General features: G+C 58.8%; 23 protein-coding genes. 5 read left to right on the forward strand and 18 right to left on the reverse strand.

Features of this window, described 5'->3' with window-relative positions; genetic code table 11:
- Positions 1 to 36: 36 nt before the first annotated feature.
- Positions 37 to 1,443 (reverse strand): MFS transporter, encoded by a 1,407-nt coding sequence (locus tag LMG28727_RS13440; protein ID WP_201642801.1) that lies wholly within the window; start codon positions 1,441 to 1,443, stop codon positions 37 to 39.
- 282 nt (positions 1,444 to 1,725) lie between these two features.
- Between LMG28727_RS13440 and LMG28727_RS13445 the strand changes: the two genes are divergently transcribed.
- Complete coding sequence (locus LMG28727_RS13445; RefSeq protein ID WP_201642802.1) at positions 1,726 to 2,682, forward strand: LysR family transcriptional regulator; 957 nt, start codon at positions 1,726 to 1,728, stop codon at positions 2,680 to 2,682.
- Between the two features lie 50 nt (positions 2,683 to 2,732).
- Here LMG28727_RS13445 and LMG28727_RS13450 read toward each other — a convergent pair whose 3' ends face one another.
- The 5 genes from LMG28727_RS13450 to LMG28727_RS13470 form a co-directional block, all read right to left on the reverse strand.
- Positions 2,733 to 4,034 carry a collagen-like triple helix repeat-containing protein gene (locus tag LMG28727_RS13450; RefSeq protein ID WP_201642803.1) on the reverse strand — a complete coding sequence of 434 codons (1,302 nt, stop codon included), beginning with the start codon at positions 4,032 to 4,034 and terminating at the stop codon, positions 2,733 to 2,735.
- Positions 4,035 to 4,290: 256 nt separating this feature from the next.
- A complete protein-coding gene (locus LMG28727_RS13455) occupies positions 4,291 to 5,628 on the reverse strand; it encodes an MFS transporter (protein WP_201642804.1) in 1,338 nt (445 codons plus the stop codon).
- Positions 5,629 to 5,692: 64 nt separating this feature from the next.
- On the reverse strand, positions 5,693 to 6,256 hold the full coding sequence (locus LMG28727_RS13460) for an isochorismatase family protein (RefSeq protein ID WP_201642805.1): 564 nt from the start codon (positions 6,254 to 6,256) through the stop codon (positions 5,693 to 5,695).
- 17 nt (positions 6,257 to 6,273) lie between these two features.
- Positions 6,274 to 6,726 (reverse strand): MarR family winged helix-turn-helix transcriptional regulator, encoded by a 453-nt coding sequence (locus LMG28727_RS13465; RefSeq protein ID WP_201642806.1) that lies wholly within the window; start codon positions 6,724 to 6,726, stop codon positions 6,274 to 6,276.
- A 124-nt stretch (positions 6,727 to 6,850) separates the two neighbouring features.
- Positions 6,851 to 7,501, reverse strand: a complete 651-nt coding sequence (locus LMG28727_RS13470) for a VTT domain-containing protein (RefSeq protein WP_201642894.1) — start codon at positions 7,499 to 7,501, stop codon at positions 6,851 to 6,853.
- A gap of 133 nt (positions 7,502 to 7,634) precedes the next feature.
- Between LMG28727_RS13470 and LMG28727_RS13475 the strand changes: the two genes are divergently transcribed.
- Positions 7,635 to 8,162 carry a GNAT family N-acetyltransferase gene (locus tag LMG28727_RS13475; protein ID WP_201642807.1) on the forward strand — a complete coding sequence of 176 codons (528 nt, stop codon included), beginning with the start codon at positions 7,635 to 7,637 and terminating at the stop codon, positions 8,160 to 8,162.
- Positions 8,163 to 8,264: 102 nt separating this feature from the next.
- Here LMG28727_RS13475 and LMG28727_RS13480 read toward each other — a convergent pair whose 3' ends face one another.
- The 6 genes from LMG28727_RS13480 to LMG28727_RS13505 all read right to left on the reverse strand — a co-directional run bounded on the left by LMG28727_RS13480 (position 8,265) and on the right by LMG28727_RS13505 (position 13,918).
- Positions 8,265 to 9,326 carry an alkene reductase gene (locus tag LMG28727_RS13480; RefSeq protein ID WP_201642808.1) on the reverse strand — a complete coding sequence of 354 codons (1,062 nt, stop codon included), beginning with the start codon at positions 9,324 to 9,326 and terminating at the stop codon, positions 8,265 to 8,267.
- Positions 9,327 to 9,420: 94 nt separating this feature from the next.
- Positions 9,421 to 9,723 carry an ArsR/SmtB family transcription factor gene (locus LMG28727_RS13485; protein WP_074767897.1) on the reverse strand — a complete coding sequence of 101 codons (303 nt, stop codon included), beginning with the start codon at positions 9,721 to 9,723 and terminating at the stop codon, positions 9,421 to 9,423.
- 282 nt (positions 9,724 to 10,005) lie between these two features.
- Positions 10,006 to 10,944 (reverse strand): alpha/beta fold hydrolase, encoded by a 939-nt coding sequence (locus LMG28727_RS13490; RefSeq protein ID WP_201642809.1) that lies wholly within the window; start codon positions 10,942 to 10,944, stop codon positions 10,006 to 10,008.
- Between the two features lie 283 nt (positions 10,945 to 11,227).
- Entirely contained in the window at positions 11,228 to 12,355 is a 1,128-nt protein-coding gene (locus tag LMG28727_RS13495) for an aminotransferase class V-fold PLP-dependent enzyme (protein ID WP_201642810.1), read from the reverse strand.
- 595 nt (positions 12,356 to 12,950) lie between these two features.
- Positions 12,951 to 13,397, reverse strand: coding sequence for a DUF2501 domain-containing protein (locus LMG28727_RS13500; protein ID WP_201642811.1), 447 nt, complete (start codon positions 13,395 to 13,397; stop codon positions 12,951 to 12,953).
- Positions 13,398 to 13,492: 95 nt separating this feature from the next.
- Complete coding sequence (locus LMG28727_RS13505; protein WP_201642812.1) at positions 13,493 to 13,918, reverse strand: DUF3331 domain-containing protein; 426 nt, start codon at positions 13,916 to 13,918, stop codon at positions 13,493 to 13,495.
- Between the two features lie 221 nt (positions 13,919 to 14,139).
- Between LMG28727_RS13505 and LMG28727_RS13510 the strand changes: the two genes are divergently transcribed.
- Complete coding sequence (locus tag LMG28727_RS13510) at positions 14,140 to 14,811, forward strand: TetR/AcrR family transcriptional regulator (RefSeq protein WP_201642813.1); 672 nt, start codon at positions 14,140 to 14,142, stop codon at positions 14,809 to 14,811.
- Between the two features lie 49 nt (positions 14,812 to 14,860).
- On the opposite strand, the gene LMG28727_RS13515 is transcribed toward LMG28727_RS13510, so the two are convergent.
- The gene (locus LMG28727_RS13515) at positions 14,861 to 15,373 is read right to left on the reverse strand and encodes a hypothetical protein (protein WP_201642814.1); all 513 of its coding nucleotides are present in this window, start codon (positions 15,371 to 15,373) and stop codon (positions 14,861 to 14,863) included.
- A 763-nt stretch (positions 15,374 to 16,136) separates the two neighbouring features.
- Between LMG28727_RS13515 and LMG28727_RS13520 the strand changes: the two genes are divergently transcribed.
- The gene (locus LMG28727_RS13520; protein WP_201642815.1) at positions 16,137 to 16,517 is read left to right on the forward strand and encodes an SHOCT domain-containing protein; all 381 of its coding nucleotides are present in this window, start codon (positions 16,137 to 16,139) and stop codon (positions 16,515 to 16,517) included.
- Positions 16,518 to 16,741: 224 nt separating this feature from the next.
- A complete protein-coding gene (locus LMG28727_RS13525; protein WP_201642816.1) occupies positions 16,742 to 17,296 on the forward strand; it encodes a hypothetical protein in 555 nt (184 codons plus the stop codon).
- A 67-nt stretch (positions 17,297 to 17,363) separates the two neighbouring features.
- On the opposite strand, the gene LMG28727_RS13530 is transcribed toward LMG28727_RS13525, so the two are convergent.
- From LMG28727_RS13530 to LMG28727_RS13550, 5 genes are all read right to left on the reverse strand, one after another.
- Positions 17,364 to 18,155, reverse strand: coding sequence for a phytanoyl-CoA dioxygenase family protein (locus tag LMG28727_RS13530; protein WP_236591821.1), 792 nt, complete (start codon positions 18,153 to 18,155; stop codon positions 17,364 to 17,366).
- A 65-nt stretch (positions 18,156 to 18,220) separates the two neighbouring features.
- Complete coding sequence (locus tag LMG28727_RS13535) at positions 18,221 to 20,797, reverse strand: ATP-binding response regulator (protein WP_201642818.1); 2,577 nt, start codon at positions 20,795 to 20,797, stop codon at positions 18,221 to 18,223.
- A gap of 28 nt (positions 20,798 to 20,825) precedes the next feature.
- Positions 20,826 to 22,052: a hypothetical protein gene (locus LMG28727_RS13540; RefSeq protein WP_201642819.1), complete on the reverse strand. Its 1,227-nt coding sequence runs from the start codon at positions 22,050 to 22,052 to the stop codon at positions 20,826 to 20,828.
- Positions 22,053 to 22,695: 643 nt separating this feature from the next.
- The gene (locus LMG28727_RS13545) at positions 22,696 to 24,795 is read right to left on the reverse strand and encodes a glycoside hydrolase family 28 protein (RefSeq protein ID WP_201642820.1); all 2,100 of its coding nucleotides are present in this window, start codon (positions 24,793 to 24,795) and stop codon (positions 22,696 to 22,698) included.
- A 1,117-nt stretch (positions 24,796 to 25,912) separates the two neighbouring features.
- Positions 25,913 to 26,413: a 6,7-dimethyl-8-ribityllumazine synthase gene (locus LMG28727_RS13550; protein WP_201642821.1), complete on the reverse strand. Its 501-nt coding sequence runs from the start codon at positions 26,411 to 26,413 to the stop codon at positions 25,913 to 25,915.
- Positions 26,414 to 26,483 lie beyond the last annotated feature (70 nt).

The following is a 26,483-nucleotide window of genomic DNA, read 5'->3' on the forward strand; positions in this document are numbered from 1 at the left end:
CCGTGTGGGCGGCACGGTGAGCGATGAAGTCGAACCTCAGGCGAGTACTTTTTTCGACTCGGCCATGGTTTCGGCGCGTAGTGCGTCATAGCTGTGCTTGTCGATCGGAACCGCATTGGGTTCGCCGAGATCGCTCAGCTTCACGCGGAAGTTTTCGCGCGCAGTCCACGCCGTGATCGCCGACACGATGCAGATGGCGAATGTGATTGCACCGATGGTCATCGGAATGTTGTTCGATCCCGGGGGCGCCACGTAAGCGAACAGGGCGGGCAGCAGCGCGGTGATCGTCGTGCCGATGTTCTGACCGATCGCCATTGCCGAGACCCGTGAGCGGGTGGGGAACAGTTCCGGATAGAAGCTCGGGAAAATGGCGTTATAGCCTTGATAGATGATTCCCCACATGAGGACCGACATCACCATGGCGAGCGGCACGTTGCGGATGCTGATCGCGTACAGGTAGCCGAACGACAGCAGACCCGCGCCGAGCGCGCCGACCACAATCGGCAAGCGGCGGCCAATCCGGTCGGACAGATTGCCCACATACGGAATCACCAGCACGGCGACGATGTTGCCGACCACCGGAATCCACAAATAGACGCTCTTCGAAAAGCCGATGCCGTATGACGCCTGCACCGCATAAGCCGCGCCGAAGATCGTGGCGACCACGGGGATCACGTTCATCAGTGAACAGAGAACCACGCGGATCATATCCTGCCAGTTATAACGGAACGCTTCGGCAATCGGCGACTTCGGCACGCCACCCGTTGAGTCTTCCTTCGCGAAGGCAGGGGTTTCTTCCACTTCACGACGAATGATGTAGCCGGCGATCAGCACCACCGAACTCAGCAGGAACGGAATGCGCCAGCCCCACGAATTGAACGAGCTTTCGTCCATGTAGTAGGCGAGCGGCAGGAACACGGCGGCCGCGAGAATCTGGCCGGCCTGCACGCCTTGCAACGTGAAGCTTGCGTAATAGCCGCGTCGTCCAAATGGCGCGTGTTCGAGAATCATCGAACTTGCGCCCGAGATTTCACCCGCCACCGCAAAGCCTTGAACCAGACGAAGTATCACCAGCAACAACGGCGCGAACATGCCGATGTTGTGATAGGTCGGCAGAAAACCGACGGCCATCGTCGAGAAGCCCATCAGGAACATGCACACGAGCAACACGTTTTTACGGCCGTGCGTGTCGCCCCAATGACCGAGTACGACAGCGCCGATCGGCCGGGCGACATAACCGACACCATAGGTTGCGAGCGACGCGACGATCGCGATCTTCGGGTTGCCCGATGGAAAGAACAGTTGAGGAAAGATAAGGGCCGCGGCCTGCGCGTAGATGAAGAAATCGTAGTACTCGAGCGCTGAACCAATCCAGCCACTGGCGGTGGCCTTGCGAGCCTGCGAGCGATGCGCGTGCGCGTCCGGCGATGCGTTCGTTTCCATATCGTCTCCTGAACAGAAATGTTTTTGATCAGCTTCTATGGCTGACTCATTGGGCGTCCTGAAAGCAGAACTATGCAAGCCAGGACTTTCCGGGACATGTCGCCCGTGGATCACCCCTGGCAGATTTGCCGCAATGCGGCATTGACCGGCTGGTCTCGACAGGTAGCACCGGGTTAACCAGTGATTGGGTATCCAGACTATTGCGTCGAAGTGGCTTTGGCTTGCCCGATCAATCCGTTACGGCTAGGGTAATGTGGTTCTGTCCCGACACAATGCGACCCGATGGAAAATCAGAATGCGCTCACAGCCAATAATGAATCTTTCCTGCGCGATCTTCAACTGTTCTGCAACATCGCGCGGCGGGGTAGTTTTGTCGGAGCATCGACGGAAATGGGCTTGTCGCCTTCGCATGTGAGCAAGCGCATTGCCATGCTGGAAGCGAGTCTCGGAGTGAAGCTGTTGCAACGGACCACGCGCCGCGTCAGCGTGACGAGCGACGGCGAAGCGGCTTTGCAGTGGGCGCAGAAAATACTCGACGATGTGCAAGGCATGGCCGATGCATTCGCCGATCGCCGTACGGAGTTGCGTGGCTTGCTGCGGATCAGCACCAGTTTGCGGCTCGGCCGCAAGCATGTGTCGCCGATTCTCGCGCTGCTGCGCGAGCGCCATCCGAATCTGGAAGTGTGGCTGGAGTTACTGGATCGCCGCGCCGACCTGGTCGGCGAGAATTTCGACATCGACGTGCGCGTGGGCGAAGTGCAGGAGCCGCATCTGATCGCGCACAAGATGGTGGAGAGCGCGCGCATTCTGTGTGCATCGCCGGCCTATCTCGAACGGCGTGGCGCGCCGGTCGAACCTGGCGAGTTGCCGCAGCACGACTGCCTCGTGTTTCGTGGACGCGACGATCGCTTCGGGGTTTGGCGGCTGAGCGGACCGAACGGAGAAAAGAGCGTGAAGGTCACGGGCACGGTCGCATCGAATCTCAGCGACATCGTCGTGCAATGGGCGAAGGACGGCTACGGCATCGTGATGGTGTCGATCTGGGACGTCGCCGAAAGCCTGCGCGCCGGTGAACTCGTGCGCGTGTTGCCGGACTACCAGCAGTCCGCCGATGTGTGGGCGGTGACGGCGGAGCGCCTTTCGTCGTCGGCGAAGATTCAGGTGTGTATCGAGTTCCTGAGAGAGCAGTTGACGAGCGGACCGTATGCGCTGGTGACGCGCGGGGTAGGCGGTTTTTAACGCGGCGTGAAACCCCTTCACGCCGCTTCATGCCGGGCTTCAGAGCCGCATCACTTCTTGCCGAGCCCACCCACCAGTCCGCCCACCAGGGTCGTGACAGGTGCGAGCAAACCGCCTGCCGTACTGGTGGTGCCCGGCGTCGCCGAGATGCCGGCTGTCGTGACACTGGACGACGAACCCGTGGCCTTCCCCGACGTGGTCGAGCCGGATGGGGTGGACACACTGCCCAGCGTCGTCGTGACGCCTGAGACGAGACCGGTGAGCGGTGCGGTCAGCGCGTTGCTGCTGCCGCCCGTTGCGCCGCTGAGCGAGCCGGTTACCGTCGACGTCAACGCTGCCACCGGGTTGGTGCCACTCACCGAGCCCGTCACCGCCGTGATCCCCGACAACGTGGCGGCGACGCCATTACTATTGCCGCCCGTCAGCAGGCCGCCCGCTGACGCGACCGTCTTGCCGGTATCCGCCACGACGCTGCCGAGTCCCGCCGTGACCGGATTGCCGCCGCTGGTCGCGATCAGGCTGCCGGTCTTGCCGAGCGTGCTGCCGACCGTCCCCAGCAAGCCATTGACCGGCGCGCCGATCCCCGTCGTCGTGCCGACGGTTTGCGTGGTCTGCACCAGCACGGATTCGATTGGAGCGACCGCCGAACTCACGCTACTCGTGATCTGCTGAACGGGGCCGGTGGTCAGCGCGGTGCCGAGCGTCGTGCCGGTGTTGCTCACCACGCTGCCGAGCGAACCGACGGTGTCGCCCACGGGCGTGGTGACCACCGCGAGCGGCGCCAGTGAGCCGCTGCCGAGGCTGGTGACGAGTGTGCCCGCGTTGCTCACCGCTTTGCCCGCGTAATCGACTGCGCCGCCCACGCTGCCGACCGTGGTGCCGACGCCGTCGGTGCCCGTGCCGAGTTGCCCCAGTCCGGTGGAGAGGCCGGTACCGAGCGTGGCCACGCTGCCGCCCACGTTCTGGACAATGCCGCCCGCCGCCTGGGTAGTTTGCGCATTGCCGACCGGCAAAGTCTGCGAGCCAATGACGGTGCCCACGCCGGAGACGGTGTTGCCCGCATCGGTGACGACGTTGCCGGTATTGCCGACGGTCTGGCTCAATGCATTCGCCGTCGTGGTGTTGCCTCCCGATCCCGATGATGTGCCGGTGCCGCTCGACGCACCGCCGGCGCTGGCGGTCGAGCCGGTCGTGCCGGCGCCAGCTGCGAGTGCGCCGCCATTGCCACCGGTCTTGCCGGTTCCTGAACTCAGCGCGCCGGACCCGCCGCACGCTCCAAGAGAAAGGATCGCGGCCACGGAGGCCGCGATCAAGCTGGTACGCAACGTACCGTCGGTCGTTTGAATCTTCATGATGCCCTCGGCTCTCGTGTGTCGTTATGACGGTGCTGATTTTTTCAGCACCTAGCTTCGACAACGGCTTGGCAGGGCGGAACTGGAGGCGGGTTTTCCCGCGAATTGTTATTTTTTAAATGGCGACCGATGAGCGCGCGTTGCATCGGAAAAGAATGACAATGGCTGTAGTTTGGCGGAGTTTATTCAAACACACGTGTGAATGATCAGCGCGATGGCTTAAGCGTGCCAGCGGTAGCAACGGTTCTGTGACCGCTCAAACGCCCGACGAAGAGTCTTCTTCCGCTTCATTCAACACGGCGCTCTGCAACGAACTCACGGTGACATACGATGGCGTGCGACGTGGCTCATCGATGCTATAGCGCACTCGTCCATCGTCGACATACACGCGCAACTGCCGATACCTGAACAGATAAAGCAGGCCCACGAGCGCTGCCAGAATGCCGGATGCAGCGCCGACACCCAGCGCCCAGCGCGGGCCGAAGCGATCCGCGACCCAGCCCACGACCGGCGCGCCAAGCGGTGTGCCGCCCAATGCAATGGCCAGCAGGATGGCGATCACACGGCCGCGCATCGCAGGTTCGGTGGAGAGTTGAACGAGACTGTTGGTCGAGGTCGTGAAGGTTTGCGTCGACACGCCAATGACGACGAGCGCCATGCCGAACAGCACGTAATTCGGCATCAGCGCGGCTATCGTGCAACCCACGCCAAAAACCGCGGCTGCGCCGAGCAGCAACGCCATACGCGGTCTCGCCCGGCGCGCTGAAAGCAGCGCGCCGGTCACCGAGCCGATCGCCATGGTCGAGCTCAATAGCCCGTATTGACTGGCGCCCGCATGAAACGCGGTGACCGACATGGTCGAAATAAAGATCGGGAAATTCAGTCCGAATGTGCCGATCAGGAACAGCATCAGCAACGCGGCCTTCAGATCGGGACGCGTCCACACATACTTGAAGCCTTCGACAAAACTGCCGCGCGAGCGCACGGCGCGGGGCTTCAGATGCAGTTCGTGCAGACGCAGCATGCGCAGCGAACCGAGTACCGCGACAAACGAAAGCGCGTTGATCAGAAACACCCAGCCCGTGCCGACGGAGGCGATCAGCAGGCCCGCGACTGCGGGGCCGATCATGCGCGCCGCGTTGAACGACGTGGAGTTCAGTGCCACCGCGTTCGACAGGTCTTCTTCGCCGACCAGGTCGGATACGAAAGTCTGACGAGCGGGGGAGTCGAAGGCCGTGACGCAACCGAGCAGCCCGGCGAACACGTACACCTGCCACAACTGCACGATCCCGCTGATAGTCAGCAGGCCGAGACCCAGTGCCAGCGAACCCATGGCCGCCTGGGTCGCGAATAGCAGCTTGCGACGATCGAAGTGATCGGCTGCATAACCGGTGAGGGGCAGCAACAGCATTTGCGGCCCGAATTGCAGCGACATGACGATACCCACGGAAGTCGCATTGTGATGCGTGAGTTCCGTGAGGACCAGCCAGTCTTGCGCCGTACGCTGCATCCACGTGCCGACGTTGGAGACGATCGCGCCACTCGCCCAGGTCCGGTAATTGAAGGTGCGCAGCGAACGGAACGTGCCTTTCACCGGCCGGCCCTCATAGCGCGAGACCGGACGGTATGCAGGCAGGCGCGAACGCTGATGCGCAATCTCATGCGCGGGTGTTTTCCAGCAAGTCGAGCAGTTCCTGCGTCGTGCCGGTTTCGCCGAGACGCGGGAAGATTCGCGTGATGCTGTTGGTGTGTGCGTCTGCATTCATGTCGGTCATGGCATCGACGACGAGCGTGACGTTCAGGCCGAGTTCGCTTGCATAACGTGCAGTGGATTCGACGCCGATGCTGGTCGCGATACCCGCGAGCACGATTTGCGTGACGCCTTGTTCACGCAGATGCGCTTCGAGATCCGTGTTCGTGAATGCGCCCCACGTGCGCTTGGTCACTACGTGATCCGACGGTTGCTGCTTCAGTTCCGGCACGAGAGCGGCGAAACCGGCCGGGAAGTCACCCGTGCTGCGCCCATTGTCGGTACGGCCCGGCGCACCTGCGGTGACGCGCACCAGCACGACCGGCAGGCCATGACGGCGAAACGCGTCGAGCAGGGCCGCCGAGCGTTGCACGATTTCCTGCGCCGGATGAACGACGGGCAGTGCGACGATGCCGCTCTGCAAGTCGATGATGACGAGTGCGGTTTTTGCGTCGAGAGTGGTAAGGGCCATGGTGATGCTCCTGAGAATTACGAGTCGATAAGGCGTTTGAGTAAGTCGACGCCAGTTGCGAGCTGTTGTTGCTCAGCCGCCGAGAAGCGGGTTTGAATGGTGCGAAATAACCAGTCTTCGCGCGCCACCCGGCTTGCCTTGACCTTTTTGCGGAAGGCTGGAGTGAGGGAGAGAACAGTTTGCCGACCGTCATTGGGGTCGGGTGCGCCGCTCACGAGTCCGGCAGCTTTCAGCACTGAAAGTGTCTCACCCATGGATTGCGGGCGCATGCCCATAGCGCGTGCAAGTGTTGTGACCGTGGCAGGGCCTTCCCGTTCCAGCAAGTTGAGAACCTGCACCTGCGAAGGGGTGAAGTCGCCCACGTGGGACTCTTCGCGCAAGCGGCGGCGCAGTTTGCCGGCCAGCACGCGCAGATCTTCTGCCATTCCATGCAAGATTTCTGGCGCAACCGGCGGGGCGTTCTTGCTCATGATGACAGAATATGAAGGCTACCTGTGAAGGTTACCTTCGCATCTGGTTCGCGTCAAGTTGAGGGAATCGAGGTGGGGAAGAAAGCCGGCTGCGCGGAACGCGTCATGCTGGCCTCCCTGAATATCACTGCGCGCGACGCAACCGCTGATGAAAGAGACGCCAGAGCGCTGCGATGAACAACGAGCCGCCGCCCGCCAGAACGCCGAGCAGCACGATCGAACTCATATGGTCATGTACTAGCGGCATGTTGCCGAACAGATAGCCGGCGGTCACGAGTGCGCCGATCCATAGCGCTGCACCGCCGCAGACGAAGGACACAAAACGCACGAATGTCATTCGCGAAACGCCTGCGACGAACGGCGCGAACGTGCGAACGACCGCCAGCAATGGCGACAGCAGAAACGTCAGGCCGCCGCGTGCTTCGTTGAACGCGTGCGCTTTGCGCAGCGCCCGCTTGTTGAGCCAGCGATAATTGGCCGTATAAGCCCGCTCGCCGATCGCGCGGCCGATTCCGTAGCCGACGATGCTGCCGGCTACCGTTGCTGCGAATAGCGTGAGCATCACGAGCCAGACATTCAATGCACCGGTAGCCGCGAGTCCGCCACAAATGAAAATCAGCGGATCGCCGGGCAGGAAGAACAGCGGCAGAAAACCAATTTCGACGAAGATGACGAGAAACAGCATCGCGTACACGGTAGTGCCGAACTGTGCGATCAGCGTTCCAAGGTGCCGGTCAATGTGCAGAGCGACGTGGAGAATTTGCATCAAATGCATCATGGCTCGAATGAAATCGGAATCGTATGAGTGTAGCGCCGCGATCGCCTGCGCACTTGTGTATTTGTAAGCAGGAGTGTCAATATTGGACCATGTACTCAGTAATGAAAACCGGTACTAACCTGAAAACCCCATGCAATACGCACTCAATGTGACTTTTCGTTTTGCCGCACTGCACGATGCCTCCGCGATTCGCGAGATTGAATTCGAAGCGGGTCAGCGGTTTGTGAGCGTCGATATGGCGGGGATTGCCGATGCTCCGCCAATGAAACTGGAACTGGTCGAACGCAAGATCGGGGCGGGCGAGATCGTCGTTGCCGTGGAAGCAGATGACAGGTGCATTGGTTTCGTCATGTTCGAATTGCAACCCGCACGTATCTATATTCAGGAACTCGACGTGCTGACCACGCATACCGGACATCGTATTGGCGCCGCGTTGATCGGGCAGGTTGAGCAACTTGCCCGCGAGCGGCAGATAAAGCAACTCGTGTTGTCGACTTATCGCGACGTGCCCTGGAATGCGCCGTATTATCGGCGGCTCGGGTTTTGCGATATCGATCTGGCCGCACTCGATGCAGCATTGATCGAGCGGCGCAATGCACATATCGCGCGAGGACTCGACGAGTCGAAGCGCGTGTTCATGCGGCGTGATCTCGCATGATGCTTGCGGTTGTCGCGCAAATAGCCCGCACAAAAAAACGCGGCGGGTGTGACCGGCATAGTTTCCGGTCACACCCGCCGCGTGTGTCTACAGCGTGCTGAGTTATTCCACTGCTTCGAGCGTCGGATAATCCACGTAGCCGGTTTCACCCCGTGCGTAGTACGTTGCCGGATTCGGCTTGTTCAGCGGCGCGTCCATTTCGAAACGGCGCACCAGATCCGGATTGGCGATGAACAGTTGGCCCCAGGCCACCGCATCCGCTTCGCCTGCGTCCAGTACGTGTTGTGCGGTTTCCTTCGTGAACTTTTCGTTCGCGATGTACGGGCCGCCGAATTCCTTCTTCAGTTGCGGACCGAGGCGATCGTCGCCGAGCGACTCGCGTGCAGCGATGAATGCGATCTTGCGCTTGCCGAGTTCGCGGGCCACATAACCGAACGTGTTGGCCGGATCTGAGTCGCCCATGGTGTGCGCGTCGCGGCGCGGTGCGAGGTGGACGCCCACACGGTTCGCGCCCCACACGGCGATACAGGCATCGGTAACTTCGAGCAGCAGGCGTGCACGGTTTTCGACCGGACCACCGTACGCGTCGGTACGCGTGTTGGTGCTGTCCTGCAGGAACTGGTCGAGCAGATAGCCATTTGCGCCATGCACTTCGACACCGTCACAGCCCGCGGCTTTCGCGTTTTCCGCGCCCTTGCGGAACGCTTCGACCACACCGGCGATCTCGTCGAGTTGCAGCGCGCGCGGCGTCACGAACGGACGTTCCGGACGCACGTGGCTCACATTGCCTTGTGCTGCGATTGCGCTCGGCGCGACCGGCAGTTCGCCGTTCAGGAACAGCGGGTCGGAAATACGGCCGACGTGCCACAGTTGCAGGAAGATCTTGCCGCCTGCTGCGTGCACCGCGCTCGTGACGAGCTTCCAGCCTTCAACCTGTTCCTGCGACCAGATGCCCGGCGTCTCGGCATAACCCACACCTTGCGGCGTGACCGACGTCGCTTCGCTGAGGATCAAACCAGCGGATGCGCGTTCGGCGTAGTACTTCGCCATCAGTGCGTTCGGCACGCGGATTTCTTCGGCGCGCTGACGCGTGAGGGGAGCCATGATGATGCGGTTCGGCAACGTAATGTCGCCAATTTGCAGCGGATCGAAAAGAGTCGGCATAAGGATTCACCTTTGGCGGCGGGCACGTGGCCCGAGCCTGAATAGACTGCTTGATGAAAGGTCAGGAAAAAGCGCGGCGACGCAGACCACGTGTTCAGAGCCGGGCGTTCATATGGTCGAGAAACGCCTGGATCACGGCTTCGTTGCGCTTGAAAAAGACCCACTGACCAACCCGTTTCGACGTGACCAGCCCCGCGCGTTGCAACGCCGCGAGATGAGCTGACACGGTGGACTGCGACAGGCCGCAGCGTGCGTCGATCTTTCCAGCGCATACGCCGTGGTCCAGCGGCAGTTCCTGATCGGCGAAATGCGCGTACGGCTCCCGCAGCCAGCCGAGAATCTCCCGGCGCACCGGGTTGGCTAGTGCTTTGTGGATCGCGTCGATGTCGGGCGTCATGAGGTTCGTTTCAATATTCAGCAACAGGCAAGCGCGACGCTGGTGGGCGTCTTACGTCTGCATCGCTACAAAACGAATTGTATATCGGATTTTCACGATATGCTTGATGTCACTACTGGCGGTGGGGGTGATGAGTAGGGGCACAGAAGGCGCGGACTTTCATCGGACATGCAGAAATTCGCACAATAAGGTTCATGCGAATTTTTGCAGTGAGTATGGAGTGTCCGAAGCTGAATGTTGGGGCTGAGACGTCCAGCGAACGAAGTCATCAATTTTGGGTTGCTAACGATATGTGTGCGTTTTACGAATTTGAAAGTCGCACCACACCTCGACAATGCGATCGAAGAACGCTGGGTCCAGTGCGTGTCCCATGGTATCGATTACGCGCAACGTTGCAGTGGGGATAACCGATGCCGACCACTCGGCATGCTGGATCGGAAAAATCGGGTCATCGCTTCCCTGGATCAGAAGTACCGGCACTCTGATTGAGGCAAGCGCATCGGCAGTGAGAGCTGGTGTGAGTTTCTGCGCTAGCGTGTGATGGCTGTTGTTTGCCATGGTGGGGGACAGCCCGTCTCTTCTCTGCAGAGGTAACTCCGCAAACGCGCGGCCGAGCGTTTGCCACGATTCTTCATCGAAAGGCGACCGAGGCCCGGCAGCCAGCCGAAAATTTTCGACGAACCGCTCGGCGACTTCATTGATTGTTGTTGGCGCGGTCGCATTAAGCGCCAGGACTCGCGCGACGTAATCGGACGATGGCCGGGGCAATTCGCCTTCCATTGGCGCCACGCCCGCGAACGCATGGTTCTTCGGTCGCAGATCCACGGAGGACATCATGACCGTGAGACTAAGCACGTGCTGAGGCCGCTGGCTCGCCATCCGATACCCAATGACGCCGCCTTGCGATAGCCCGACCACGTGGGCCCGCCCGATGCCGAGGCTTGCCATCAGCGCAAACGCGTCATCGGCGAGATCGTCCAGGGTGTAGGGCGCCTGGTCAAAATCGACGTACGTCGAGAGTCCCGTATCGCGAGCGTCGAAGCGTATGGCATGGAAGCCAGTTGCCGCGAGCATCTCGCAAAAAGCGTCGGGCCAAACGAGTCCCGGTGCGCTGTTTCCCATCACCAACAGCGTCGCTGGGTCTGCCGGCGAGCCAAACGTTTCATAGTGAAGCTCGAAGCCGTTTGCTTGAGTCGCCGCGTTCTTTCTCGTCACGGACATCGGGTCACTCGCACTGAGTGGTTGCTAGCGGAATAAGTGTGAATCATCGAACTCGCCCCGCTTATCGTGCTAACTCATTGTCATTGAGTCGACGCCGAGAGCGCCGATGGACGACGGATTCTAAAAGATAGCCCGGGTCTTTCGGTAAGCGGTCATAGGGACCCTGTACCGCCTGACCGTTCGCCCAGGCCCGGTCATGTACGTCGCTTGTCCGGCACGTTCGAAGTTCTCCAGACGAGGCCGTCGTGAGAACAAGCAATACGTACATGCTCAGCGAAAAGTTCTAAAGAATCCTGTCCAGCGCCTTCGCGAACCTGGCCACCGCAGCTTCGACGTCGAGCAGCTTGTCCAGGCCGAATAAACCGATGCGAAAGGTCTTGAAATCGTCAGGTTCGTCGCATTGAAGCGGAACGCCGGGCGCAATCTGCAAGCCAGCATCGGCGAACTTCTGGCCGGATCGGATTCCGTCATCGTCCGTGTAGCTGACTACGACGCCCGGTGCCTCAAAACCTTCGGCTGCCACGCTGTTGAAGCCTTTGTCAGCGAGGAGCGAGCGAATGCGCTTGCCGAGTTCGAGTTGCTTCGCTTTCATGTTGTCGAAGCCGTATTTCTCGGTTTCTTTCATGACGTCACGCAGCGTTGCGAGACCGTCCGTCGGCATCGTGGCGTGGTACGCGAATCCACCGTTCTCGTAGGCTTCCATGATCTGCAGCCATTTGCGCAGGTCGCACGCGAAACTGGTGCTGGTGGTTCCGTCGATTCTTTCGCGCGCAAGCGGGCCAAGCATGACCAGCCCGCAGCACGGTGACGCGCTCCAGCCCTTTTGCGGCGCACTTAACAGGACGTCGACGCCGCTAGCCTGCATGTCGACCCAGACCGTGCCGGACGCAATGCAATCCAGTACGAACATGCCGCCGACGGCATGCACCGCATCGGCCACCACGCGCAGATAGGCGTCCGGCAGCATGATGCCGGATGCCGTTTCGACATGCGGCGCAAAGACCAGATCCGGCTTGTTTTCCCTGATCGCCGCGACGACGTCTTCGATTGGCGGAGGTGCATACGCAGCCTGTCTTCCTTGTACGACCGGACGAGCCTTCAACACAATCGATTCAGACGGGATATTGCCCATGTCGAAAATCTGCGACCAGCGGAAACTGAACCAGCCATTGCGGATGACCAGACACTTTTTGTTCGTCGCGAACTGACGGGCAACGGCTTCCATGCCGAAGGTGCCGCTGCCCGGGACGACAATGGCCGACTTCGCGTTGTAGACTTTTTTCAGGGAAGCGGAAACGTCGCGCATGACTCCCTGGAAGAGCCGCGACATATGATTGATTGAGCGGTCGGTATAAACGACTGAATATTCGAGGAGTCCCTCGGGGTCGACATCGGGAAGTAAGCCTGGCACGTTTGTCTCCGTTTATAAACGAATAATGGATTGAAAACAGATTCTATCGACAGTCTACTGCGGCTGAGGAAAGACGCATGCTGGCATTCACCGCTGCCATGTTGCGCGCAGGGTGCTCGCGAGCCAGAGAACCCGTATAGCGGGGAATCTTTGTGGCAGCCACGAACCCGTTGATAGTCCGTACGGCCGCGCGCCAACTCGGCGTATTGCAGCCCGGGTTAACGGAGACCGCGCGTGACCTCGAAACCGCGCTATATGCCGACGATTTTCTCGGCCTTTGGATTGCCGCCGCCCGCACGTGTCGTTGAGGGACTGTCGTTGAAGATCGGGCTCGCGCTCATGAGACACTCCGATACGATCGGCATCCAGTTCAACTCGCACGCGAAGACGAATCCTGACGGCAGCGGCATCCGGCGCATTCCGGTCACGGAGCACTTCACTGACGGGAATATCGATAGGGTCCGGCGTCGTGAGGAGCCTTTGACGCGTCGCCGCGAGGGACAGGTCGAAGCGCGGATTTTCTCGCGCGTCGACCATGAAAGAAGCGGCGAGTGTCTTTTCTTTCTATTTCCTTTCGACAAACGCCGCCGCCTGTCTACAGCAAGGACTTGCCCTGAGCGAGAATCTTGTCGCAGACCTGTTTCGTGAGCTGCTCCTTCAAACCGCCGCCGCTCAGATCGACCTGCTTACCGTCGCCACTATTCAAAATGCCCTTGGCACCGTCGGTATATCCGCTATCGGTCGACGAGGAGCCGCCCAGCTTGCTCATCAAGCCGTCTTTAACCGATGATGCGCTAGGGTCGAGATAGTTGTTCTTGACACAGAACTGGAGCACGCCGGCGACGTTGCCCGTGCTGCCTGATGTCAGCGATTGCAGTGACGACCCGCCGGCTAAACCGCTGAGACTGCCAAGTCCGCCGGCGGCCCCGCTGTTGCCGTTCTGATTGAGGAGGTTGCCGAGTTGAGCGTGCGCGGCGGGGAAATAGAGCAGGGCAGCGATCAGAAAACCATTGGCCCAGGTGCGTCGTTTGCTTGCAGTCATCGAAGAACCCTCTCCAAGGATTGAAGACAGTCTTCACTATAGTGCGTTTCGCAGAGCGTGCAGCTCTGATTCTGGGCCACATGTCCGCACATAAGTCAGTCAGAAAGCGCCTCATTGAGTGCCGCTACCAGCATCATCGCATCCGCGTTAGTTGGCGGAGGATCGACCTTTGTCGGCCGGTAGATCTGCTCGCCTCTCGCAATGGGTTGCCCGGACAGCACGCATGTCCCAGCACGTTTTGCGGTAGCCAGACGCCAGACCTGTTCACCGTATTTACAGCCTTGCGGATCGCTCCACGAAACTGTCGCCGTGCGCGGACTGACCCGGTCCAGCAGCACGACCGAAATCGCCTCGTGCTGGGACGACACGCGGGTCGATACGTGCGAACTCACGATCTGCCTGACATGAGCCGCGAACTGATGCGCGCATCCCGCGTCGAGCTGGCCGACTGTTCTCTGCCATGCCGTATTGCCGATGTTGCATTGATCCACAGTCTTGCCTCTCTCAAAGATGCGCTGCATTCATGTCGGCGGTATGCCCGGTGGTACGAGCCTTTCGGATCCGTTCAGCGGTCCGCAGCAGCAATCCGGGGCGCCTGAATCATGAATAAATAATTCTACGAGTGATGAATTAATGCGATCCTACGGACTTGACGGGTTCATGTCAAACGACGGTGCTGTCATCTACGCCAGCACGCCGGTTAAAATTTCGGACTTTCCTTGAACACTTTCTGCCGTCGCCGATGAAACAACCAAGAGACAACGCCGAGCCGGCCGCGACGAGCGCCATGCCGCGTCGCACGCGCGGCCGCCCAGTCTGCACCGATGCGAGCGGCGCCGATGCATTGCTGCGCAATGCGCGCATTGCATTCGCGAAAAGCGGCTACGAGGCGACCAGCGTGCGCGAGATTGCCAAGGCCTCCGGGGTAGACCCGGCGCTGGTCGCGCATCACTTCGGATCGAAGGAATCGCTGTGGACGGCCGTGGTTGATCGGATCGCCGAAGAAGCCGCGCCGATGATCGCGAAGACCGGCACATTGCGGGGAAGGAACGAGTTGAAGCCGCGCGCGCGTGTCGAAGAAGCGGTGTCGATCCTGATCGATCAGGTGTTTCTGACGCCTGATGTAGGGATGTTCTTTTCGACTGCCGCAACGGAAAGCGGGGAGCGGCTGGACGTTCTGATCGAGCGGCTGGTGCGGCCTTTCCATAATGTGCTGGTGCCGTTGCTTGCCGACGCGATCGAGTCGGGCGAGGTGCCCCCGCAGGACCCCCAGGTGATGTTCATGCTGCTCGTCAATGGAATCAGTAAAACCGTGGCGTATGGCCACGTGCTGAGTCCGTTTTCCGCGCTGCCCAAGCGACCGAAAGCGTTCAAGCAGGCGGTATTGACGAGTGCGCTTGCGATGTTACGGTGAGATCGCGCGAGCGTAATTCGCGTTAGTACGCTCGGGGTTGACGAAAAACTCAATGAAGAAACTTGCTCACGAACGGTTGAAGCCAGGTCGCGAAGTGTTTGATTCCCGCACTCGACCACGGCTCACTCCCGCTATGAGTCGCGAAGATCGCCGCGAAGACGAATAAGGAAACGCATGCCAGAACCAGAATGACGACGATCGACAATAACTTTCCGGTCTTGCGATGCTTCGGCTGACGTTGGCGTTTTGGGGTTTCTATTGTGTCGGCGCTATGACTGGCATTCTGGATGGTTGCCAGGGGTTCGTTGCGTCGCAGTACAGAGACGTCCTGAATCAGCTTCGAGATGACTTCAATTTTTTTCTCGGCAACAACCTTATCGATCTTCGCTGTACGCAGTTCTCCGTCGAGTCGTAACACTGTTTCGCCAAGAGAGTGCAGGTCTTCGTGGGTCTGTTTGAGGAGGTTGTCCAGGTCGCCGGAACCTTCCGCGATTTCTGCTGCGCTGCTCTCCCACCAGGGATTAACCGGTGCTTGATAGTTAAAGACGTATGGCTTGTTCATAAAGTTAATTTCATGGTTGGTTTCGGGAAAACTAATAAGTTTGCCGAAAAATGATTTATAAAATATCGCGAGTACGGTCGCGAAGATTGGTAGCGTGAATGGTGGGAGGAAGTCCGAAAGGTTCTCTATTTTATGGATGTCCTTCCAGCGAGCTATAGGCTCGGTCCTAAAAATCCCGTGGTTATAAGGTAAATGTGAAGAGGCCAATGGCCGAAGACGTCAGGCAAGCGAGGCCGCAACGGGTATCGAGGCCGTTAGTTCAAGTGGCGACTCGCGGCTTTTGTCGCGGGCTGATCGGGTGATGACCTGCGGTCCGGTTAAGGGCGCGAGCGAATCTGTGCCTTCGGGTGGCCAGATGACTTGACGATAATCGTCCGCCCTCTAAAAAATTTCGCGCGTTGGCGGCGATATGAACTATAAAGTTTAAACGGGTACGTATCACATCGCGACAAACGGAGGATAAGGATGGAATGGTTCTATCGCCAGGCCTCACACGAACGCGCGCGCGTCGGCACTTCTCGCCAGTCCGCACGGAAGCTCCCTTTAACGCTCGGTGAAAGACCAGCCGTTTTCCTCACGCGAAGCCGCGCCAGAACCGTCCGCATAGCTCATCCCATTGGCCCCGATTGACGTGGCTGACCAATTCATTTTTGTGGCACATGGCCGGCGCACTATACCGGCGGGAATAGCGGGTCAACGCGCAAACCCCAGGATTGACATTTGTTAATTATTTCAATCACAACCGCAATGACTGGAGAAAAGAATGCTCTTTAATGGTGGCTTCACATTTACGAATTTTCTGGCCGACATATTTTCCGTCTTCATGTTTATTTTGTGGTTCTGGTTGCTGATTACGGTGTCAGGCGACCTGTTCCGCCGCCATGATGTTTCGGGTTTTGGCAAAGTCATCTGGGTCATCGTGCTGATCATCTTGCCGTACATCGGCATCTTCGCGTACCTGTTGACGCAAGGTCGTGGTATGGCGGAGCGCGACGCAGAGCGAATGAAACACGCGCGCGACAACCTGCGCCACGCTATCGGCTTCAGTGCGGCTGACGAATTGGAAAAGCTGGACCGGTTGAAGGCAGCGGGTTCGATTTCGGAAGACGAGTACAAGCGTCTGAGAGGACGGCTGATGGAGTAACCGGGGTTCGCTCTGAGGCGGCTGGCAGTGCACTTCAAGCTCTGCCAGACCGTCGGCATCAGCCTGCCAATGTCGGCAGTGTCACTCTCCACCTCGCCTTTATCCCCCTGCCTGCTACACTGATTTTTGCCCTCTGATTGACGGCGGGGTAAGGAAGCGCGCCCGTCAGAATAGTCGGCTAACCAATTGGAACGAAGCACTCATCGACGTAACTGGAGGAATCCATGCTTACCCGCTTTGCTCGTGTTTCCGATTCCGCCGCGTTGGGCTCGCGGACATTTGTGTTGTTGCAGCGCGCCGCGATCGCCTGCATTGCGGCGCTGATGCTGGCGGCGTGCGCACAGCCGTGGCAGCAATTTCAGGCTGGCCAGGACCAGTCAACCATCATCGCGCGACTGGGGCCGCCGCGCGAAACCTATGATTTGCCGAACGGCGGGCGGCGGCTCATGTGGCCGACCCAGCCGATGGGAACAACGACAGTTGCAGCCGATATCGACGCGTCCGGCAAGATCGTGAACGTGCGTCAGGTGTTGCAGATCAGCGAGTTTAATCGCGCGGAAATTGGTACGTGGACGCGCAACGACGTATTGATCAATTTCGGCCGCCCCGTGGAGACCGCTTTCTTCCGGTTGTCGCAGCGAGAAGTCTGGTCGTATCGTTATATTGAAAACAACATCACGCCTTTGCTTTTCAACTTCTCTTTCGACAACACAGGCATTTTGCGTGCAACGCAGCGAACGCCCGATCCGTTGCGTGACCGGAATTTCCGGCGGTTCTGATCGTTCGTTGATTCACCTGTATGTACGCGACCGGTTGGCGCAACAGCGTGGTCGACCGGCCGGGCTTTCAATAAGCAAATTTCTGGTAGTGCTCAGTACTGTGACCCGGATCGATTTTCTCCACCCGTGGCATGTACCGCAATAAGCGCTTTGCCCGCGCACTCAACTGCTGGTACACGTCTACCGGTACGTCGATGTGAACCTCGGGTCTGAAATACCAGCTTCTGCTATAGCCAATGACCACCATGGGACGCGGCAGATCAGTATGGTTCGGTGTGCCGCGATGCAGTGCGCGAACGTCCCGGATCATCACGTCGCCCAATTCCATCGGAATGGCGTGCAGGGGCAGACGGCCCTCGCGCCATGCGTCCATGGCTTCTTCCGCGCGCATGCGGTGCGTGCCGAGCGTCGTTTCGAATGGGCCGTTTTCCGGCGTGACGTCGCACAAAGGGAAATTGACCGCCAACTGGAAGGACGGCGTTTCCGCGATGCCATCGAACAGCGCGGGTGTGTCGCGATGAATGTCCTGAAAGGTCGAACCGTTCAGCGGCGTGTCGGTTGCGAGTTGGCACATCACGGGATCGTCACCGGCCACGCGTTCGACAATACCGAGCACGTCGGGGTCGCAAAAAATGCGCTCGTCGGCAAATACGCCGCTAAACGGCAGCGTAATGTAGTGCCGGTTCTCGCCCCGCACGGCCGTCGCGTTTGAGGCGATCCGTTCTGCGAGCAACGGTGCGAACGCCTCACGCCAGCTTTCGAGCGTTGCTACCGGAAAGTGGTTCTTCAGTACAACCAGTCCGTCACGTTCGAATTGAGCTGCGTACTCATCAAGCTGATTAGCCGGGAAACGGGCCACGGTTGTCTCCTTGGTTTCTTTTCCAGATCGGGTCACACCGGAATCGGCGATATCGTCTGATTCCATCAGTAGGGCGGCGCGCTACTATTGCTTAGTGCGTCCCGATGATCCTGAAGTGCTTTCGTTTCTACGTAGTATCTGTGCAGTGCGTCGGCAGAACGAGTGCCCAGCCCGTTAATTCGCGCGACCCAGTCGGTTTGCACCGGCCATTTCTTTGCAATGAACGGTGGGTATATTTGCCTTGCAAATTGATGCAGTGCCTTTGCGCCAATATTGCCGCTGATTCCGAGAAGAAGATGCAATGCGTTGTGCGTCGACTCCAGATCGTTGGCCGCTGCATCGGCGGCGATTCGCGTCACGAGTACCCGGATCTGTTCAATGCCATTGAGAAAAGGTTCGTCCATAAGATCGAGCGCGATCAGTTCTTCCAGATGTCGCTCATCAAGCAGGCTTTCTGACGGAGCACTCTCCGCAATTGGAACAGGCCGTTCGACTGGCGTAATAGACGCTTGCGGCAGATTCGCGTTCGCAGGCTGATTCGATTTGGGCGGCTGTGTAAATTGCCTTGCTACGCAGTCGTAAAGCGAGTCGCCGTGCACGGGCTTGATCATGACTTCGTTCATGCCGATTGCGAGGCACGCCTGCACCGAATCATTGTCGGACTGGCTGGTCAATGCAATGATCGGTATGCCGGCATACGCGTCGGTACGAGCGCGAATTGCCGCAGTCGTCTCCGCGCCACTCATGCCCGGCATGTTCATGTCCATCACGATGGCGTCGACGAAATTTTCTTCCTGCAATCGGGTCAGCACGGCCTGCCCGTGTTCCGCTTCGATAACGGTTGCACCGTAGCGCTCCAGGCTCGCCTTGGCGACCAGTCTGCTGTAAGTGTCGTCATCCGCGACGAGAATCGATTTGCCCGCAAGACCGTCGGATCTCTGACTCTGGTGACGCTCCTCACCATTTTCGAGGAGCGTCTGTAAAGACGTGATCAATTCCAGCACGCCGGACGATTTGCTGACCATGTCATCCATGCCGGCTCTACGCGCATGCACACGTGCGGCATTGCCGGGTTCGGCCGTATAGGCCACGATCAGCACATCCCAATTCGGATAGCGGCGATTGGCGCGGATCTTTTCCGCGGTGGCATAGCCGTCCAGGCCCGGCATATTGATGTCCATCAGGACGAGGTCGTAAGCGGTGGATTGCTGAAGCATGGCCAATGCCCTCGCACCACTTTCAGCCGATGCCACCTGTGCGCCGACCCGGGACAACGCGCGACAGGTTCTGGTCCGGTGGCTGGCTTCGTCGTCGACGATCAGCACGCGTTTCTCTTTGAAAAACGGCGTCGCACGTTCGAGAATCCTGTGTTCATGGCCTGCCACTTCCTGTTCCGGGACGGCGGGAAATTGCAGCGTGAATTCGGTGAACTTGCCGACTTCCGACCGGCAACTGATGCTTCCGCCGAACGCCTGCATGGCCCTCTGACAATAAGCGAGTCCAAGCCCTGTGCCGGCCGAATTGCCCGCGGTCCGGAACGGCTCGAACAGGTGTTGCAGGATTTCGGGCTTTACGCCCGTGCCCGTGTCCATGACGATGACCGACTGCCGGTCGATCTTGAGCGTCAAGGTAGCTAACGGCAGCGTGGCAATGTGATGAAGCGAGTTCTTGATCAGGTTGAACAACGTGAACAGATAGACCGTCTCGTCGACCTTGAAAATGAAGTCTTCCTGCACCACGAGTTTGACCTTGCTACGTTCCTTGTCATTATCGAATCCGTACTCGTCCAGCGCTTTGCGCGTGGTATCCGCGGCACTCAGATAGGTCAGATGTTCCGAATGGATCGATTTGTCGCCCACTTCGTCGAGCGTCATCGCGATGATGCGCAGACCGCGCTCGATCGACAATTGCCCATGCGCGACATGTTGATAAAGCTCGGCGGATTTCGCGGGCGATAACGCGGTCGACTGGGTTGATCCCGTGGTGGCGGGCAGTGCCTCCTCCACCCGATCCAGAACATGCCTCAATTGACTAAGCGGGTTGCGCATTTCATGCGCGATAGATCCCGCGAGCGCCTGCAATGCCCGGTTCTTTTCAACAAAAATGCGCCCTTTGCTGATCGCGTGACTGAACGCCATACTGCATAACACGACAACCGGTAGTAAGGCGAGATTGGACTGCGTGGCGGCGTCGAGAATAATGGGCGCTGGAGTGGTAGCGACGGCCGCCACGGTGCCGGAGAACATGCCAATGCCAATGCAGGCCATGAGCAGAAGCGGATTGTCGATGCACAACGCCATGATGAAGATCATCATGACCTCGGTCATCATCCACATCGTGGAGAATCCGTTTCTGATGGTGAGGAACGTGCAGACAAACGGTAATACGTAGATCAGGCAGCAATGCCAGTAAATCAGCAGAAAGTGGTTAAACCGTTTTGGCCAATGCGACTGAAATAGCAACGGCACGCAGACAGCCGCTGCACTCAGGCGTAGCAGAAGATTGTCGTAAGGCTGGGGCAGAACATACGTCCAGATGACGTAATAGATGGGGTGGCACAGGAGGCCCAGTGCGCCTCCCCATCGAATTGCAAACCGGCTTCTTTCCAGCATGTCCCGCATGCTTTCGCGCGGTACGACCATCAGGCCTCCGTGGATGCTCAGTTGAGGTTTAAGGCCCCATCAATTCATGCTCGCCGCTATGCTGCGTGCCCAGATTGATCGGCGAGCCGTTTTTTCCATGAAACGGACCGACCGCAAACCCGTATTTTTTCAGAAGGCTATGCGTATAGGAAACCGACCAGACGGGCGGGCTGCCGATGATGAAGTCAGAAGCAATGCCTTCCTGCCAGGCTGAATAGCCTTCGGCGAAACAGGTATAGCAATCGCGGTTGGTCGGCAGTCGGAACGGAAACTTCGTGTCGAGGCCGGCCGGACCACGGGCAAAACACTCAATATATAGCGTATGGTCGCGCGACGCGAGTTCAGCGTCGACGCTTGCCGCGCGAGGATGAGAGTCGTCGATCCAGAACTGCGCCCGTTTGAGGTCGGCGGCCGTGAGGTAGGGCACGCTGGTGCTGCTGGTCAGGATGGCGCCGTCGAACTGCGGCAGCGGCGTGTCCGGGCTGAAGGTGTGGATCGACACCTTCGACTTGCCGAGCAGATCGGAGGCAAGAAGTTCTTGCGCCTGGTCCCTGAGCAGGTTCACCTTGTCCGGCAAGTCGATCAACACCAGTTCTTTTGGCGCATCCTTATAGAGCACGTATTTAGCCACCGTGGTGCCGAGTCGCCCGGCCGCGCCAAACAGCGCGAGTTTCGTGTTGCCGAACTCGAGGTCGAGTTCATTGCAGCAATGAACCGCCCAGTCTTTGAGCATCGCCGCGGTGGCCGCATGACCCGTGGTGATATGAGGCGGCTTGATAGGGCGCGGGAGTGCTCCGTAGTTACACGCGTACGGGGTGGATGCACCCATCGCCACCATGTTCAGGCCGGCCTGTCTGGCCAGTTCGAGTGCCGGAAAGAATTGCGTCTCGCGGAACCGCTTGATGCCACGCGGACTGCCGAGCCACATTTCGAGTGGCACCGGACACGCAATGTTGGCGCCGATCACCTGCGAACCCTGATAGATAGGCGATGCGATAAAAGGCTTCGTATTCCAAAGCTCCTCTTCGAATAGCGCATCTCGCTGCTTCACGTTGTGAAATGAAAATGAAAGCGTATCCCAGTCGGTAGCGTGAAACATGAACCCGATGCCGCCTTGACCCTGTGGAAGGTTATCGCGAATCTCTTCTGGGTGAATGACGTGCTTGAGTGCCAAAGGAGCACTATTGCGCTGCAATTGAAGACCGTTTTGCTCGTGGGAATCGGTCAATACTTCTCTGTGGAAAGAAGTTCTCATTTGTTTTTTCCCATAGGTTGAATTAACGCCGGAATCAGCGCAAAGCTGTCCGTCAAAATTGACAGACACCTCTTCGAATGCTACCCCCAAGGTAATTCAACGGACCTCGCGGTTATGAGCCGGCGTATTCCATTTCAAGGCGGCGCTGTGACGACGCAAACGCTTGCGGGGGCAAGCATCCGGGACGATCGACGGGTTTTATTGTCGAATGAGTGCGAACGCGTGGCGGTGCGCTTTACAACAGTGCAAAGCGTTTGAGCGGGAGAAGTTGTGCCGTGGCGACAAGGAAAGTCGCGCAATGCTGGATGTTTGAAACAACAGACGGAGTTGGCGCGGAAAAGAAGGCCGAAGAAGCCATCTTTTGGCAGGCGTGCGGAAGAGCGGGGAGAAGATCGGTACTTATTACTATTTCGCCAGCGTCAACTGAAATGCGGGCACTCAATAAGTGGGAAGCTTTAACTATGCGTTATGCATAGGATGTCGGCGGCGTATGAAAAAGCAATAAGGGGAAGGCCGATAAAGAATCGCCTTCCCCGCAACAGATGAGTGAGTAGCGCGTCCCGCTCTCAAAGCCAGGATCCAGGATTCCAGACCCGTATCCGGCTTTGGAAGCGGCGCGCTATTTCGCTACCTTATGTCGTGCTTATTGCGAACCCGGCCACGTCTGACCGGCGGGCGACGATTCGCCAATACCTGGGAAGTCCACGTAAGCCGCGCTGCAATCCACCGCGGTCGCCATGCTGAGCGAGCGCGAGGCGACGCCGTTCAACGTCACGTTATTTGCCGTCGATGCAAAAATCGGCAGGTTGACGTTGCTCAGTGTCAGGTTTGCATCCGACGTGCTGACGGCCACCGTATCCGGCGAATCGGCCAGTACATTCGTCAGCGTCATGCCAAGCGGAATCTGCGCATGCGCAATACCGCCGGTATTGGCCTGGAAGCCTTGCAGCTGGACTGCCGTGCTGCCGATGATATGCACGTTCGATACCGAGATGTCATGGAAGTTCGGGTACAGCGGCGACGTCGGATTCGGCAGTGCTTTGGTGCTGTAGTACGGTGTAAACACCAGTGCATTGTCGCTATTGCGAATACAGATGTTGTTGTAGTTGATATTGGTCACCGTGCCGCCTCGTGCCCAATCCGATTTGATGCGCAGCGCCGATTCTGCGCCGTCGAACGAGTTGTCGTAGACCTGAATGTTGGTGACACCCGCATTGGTTTCGCTGCCAATCGAGATACCGTGACCCGCATAAATATGGTTATGCGCAATCACAAAACCGTATTTGCGATCGGTCGCGACATTGCGATTGCCGTCGATACCGAACAGTCCCGAACCGGCCGGACTCGGGTTGTTGGAACCCTTCGGCGAAATATCGTCGTCGCCCGTGCTGAGGTAGTTGTACGCGAACACGGCGTTCTTCAGATAACCGTCGAATGCAATCTTGCCCGCGCTCGACGTCTTGCCGTTACCGGTCGTCAACGCCTGGACCACGGCTTTCGCTGCGGAGCCCGGATCGAACGCATCGGTATTCTTGGCGGTATCGATGCTTGGCAGCATGCCGAGGTAATTCGGGTTGCCATTGCCTGCGGGATTCGCCGAAGCCGACAACGACGGCGTCTGCACCTTCACGCCCCACACGGTCAAACCGTCGACGCCACTCGGCACCACATGGAAGTTCGCGCTGTTGTTCAGCGTGATGCCGTACAAGGTCAGGTTCTTCGCATAGCTGAAGACCATCATGCGGAAGTTCGACTGCGAACCGACGCCTGACGTGCCGTTCTCGATCATGTTGCCGAGCCATGCCAGATCCCACCACGTCATATGACGCGACGAGGCAGCTGTATCGACGAACGTCCCGCCGTTATCACACGATGTGCCCGTGGTGGCCTGCTTGCCGGCTGCGTACGCGGCGTAGGTATTCGTGCAGGTCAGGTCCACACGCATCAGCGGGTAGAGCGGATTCGAGCTGACGATTTCCGACGCGGCGCGGCTATCGATGCTGCCGCCGCCGACAATCGCGGAGTTCACGAGGTAGTTGCCGCCAATCAACGGCAGGCAGTTGCCCGAGCTACCCGCTTTGGTCGAACTGACCGCGGTGTTCGCGCAATACGGGCCGGCGGCGTTGGGCGCATAGGCCATCACGTCACGGGTTGCGTACACGGTGACGCCAGTGTCGACCCACAGCGTGACGCCGGACGGCAGCGTCAGCGGGCCGGTGATGAACGCGTTGCCCGCGCCGGTGCTCGATACGCTGAGCCGCACCGCGAATTTGCTCGCACGGTACTGCGGCTGCGCCAGTTGCTGCGCCGATGCGCCCGCGATATTGACGTTGGGCACAGCCGCCGCCGTTTGCGAGGCCGCGGCCGCTGCGTCCGCCGCGGCGATGGTTGCGCCGACTTCGGCATCCACGGCCGCGCCGCACGCGTCGAGCGCAGCCTGAATGCGTTGCTGGTCCGGATTCAGGATTGCCGAGGTCGTGCCGTTATCCGCTTCCGGTCCCAGTGCGCCGCTTGGCTGGCGCACATAACTATTGCTGGCTTCGACGGTGCTGCACACCTGGGTGTCGGTGGGAAGTTGCGGTGCGGGTGGCAGCGCGGCGTCGCTGGTCGTGACGCCGACCTTGAACGGCGCTGCCGCGACCGGTGTGGGCGTGGTAGCCGATTGTGGTGGCGGCGTGTCGTCGGATCCGCAAGCGGAAAGCGTCGCAAGCGCGCATATGACTGCAGTAATGCGAATTAACATGTCCTTATCCTATGTGTGGCAGTTGAGTCGGAAGACAGCCGAGCGACGCCATCGCGCGGTGACGCGATCGCTATTGCCCGGTGTGTCAGAAGGGGAAAGGGGTGCGGTGAGGCTTCGAGGTGCGCCGAACGCGATCAACTGGTTCGGGCGAAACGGCGTGCTTGCCGGATGTCTGGGGCGAGAGCCCGGGTGCTGTGTGATGCCCAATAACCTGGTGAAATCCCATGGTCGCGCATTGCGTAGCGGATGCCGTTGGACAAAGGTTGATAAGGCTTCTTGACCAGCATGGGTTGTCTCCGCGAGCTGGCAGGGTCGATTTTGCATCGACCTCTGTCGCCCGGAATGTTATATGTCATCCTATCTCTTTCTTATTGTTACATTGATGGGATGGGCGATGGAAGTAATGTAAACCCGTAAACGTCTTTCAACTAGCCGCCATTGTCGTAAAAAATGAAATTTTGTAAAATGGTATGTTATAGGATGACGTATCTCAAAATGATCGATGACCCCGTGCGGAACGCGCGATGCGTTTTGAGTCGATGCGATCGCGAGAACCGTCTGCTGAGGCCGGATGTCGGCACGGTTGCGCGACACAGGGGCGCTTCTGTCCACCGAGGATAGGTAGTGGCGCTTCACGGGCAGAAGCGCTTCGCGGTAACAGAGTTGGGTATCCGTGCGGTACTCGCACCGTATGCTGGCGAGCATCCTGAACACGATTTTTTCGAAACACCCTATATCGACGACACACTGATTGAGTGCGGGTATGTCGTGCCGATAGACGCATGAGGGTGTGGGTCGGCATCGCATAGCAGCGAAAGTCGTTTCGATCGTGGCGCGTCGCGGCACGAAAACGCCATAGCCTTTGGCTTAGCCAGGCTTTAGAAAAATTCAGCTTATCGGATGCTCACAGAGTCATACCCGCGCATCGCACACGGGTCTCTGCCGATAACCGTCATGCTGGAATCGCGCACAATCCCATCGGCAATATGAAGCTGACAAGTGGTGCGGCGTCAGTCGAGAAGTCGCCGTCCGCTGGGACGTGATGTTGACGCCAGTGATCTGAGAGAAAACATTTTTCCACTCGCTCACTGGCGCCCTGCGTTACGTCAAAGCGGTATTACGCAACCGGCAGTGCCGCGAATTTCCGAACCGTGTCCGCGCATGCATGAGCCGCTTCCGCACCCTTCACCAGAAAGTGTTCCTTGAAGTACTTCGCATGTTCTTCGCCGTGGAAGTGGTGCGGCGTCAGTACCGCGGAAAAGACCGGCACGCTGGTGTCGAGTTGTACCTGCATGAGTCCGCTAATCACGGCTTGAGCGACGAACTCGTGCCGGTAAATGCCACCGTCGACCACGAGGCCCGCCGCGACGATGCCTGCGTAGCGTCCGCTTTGCGCGAGGCGTTTGGCGTGCAGCGGAATTTCGAATGCGCCTGGCACTTCGTAGAGGTCGATGTCGTCAGCGCTATAGCCACGATCTTTCATTGCTTCGATGAACGCGATCTTGCACTGATCGACGATATCGCGATGCCAGCATGCCTGAATGAAAGCGATGCGCGTGCGGTTGCCGTTAAAGGAGCTGTGTTGTGTTTCTGAATGGAGTGAGGTTGCGATGTTCATGGACTTCAGCCTGTTGGTGTGAACAGGGCGAAGGACGGCCCTTCCCGCTATATCGCTTTCGCGAACAGCG

It is taken from the genome of Paraburkholderia metrosideri (assembly GCF_904848625.1).
Lineage (GTDB): Bacteria > Pseudomonadota > Gammaproteobacteria > Burkholderiales > Burkholderiaceae > Paraburkholderia > Paraburkholderia metrosideri.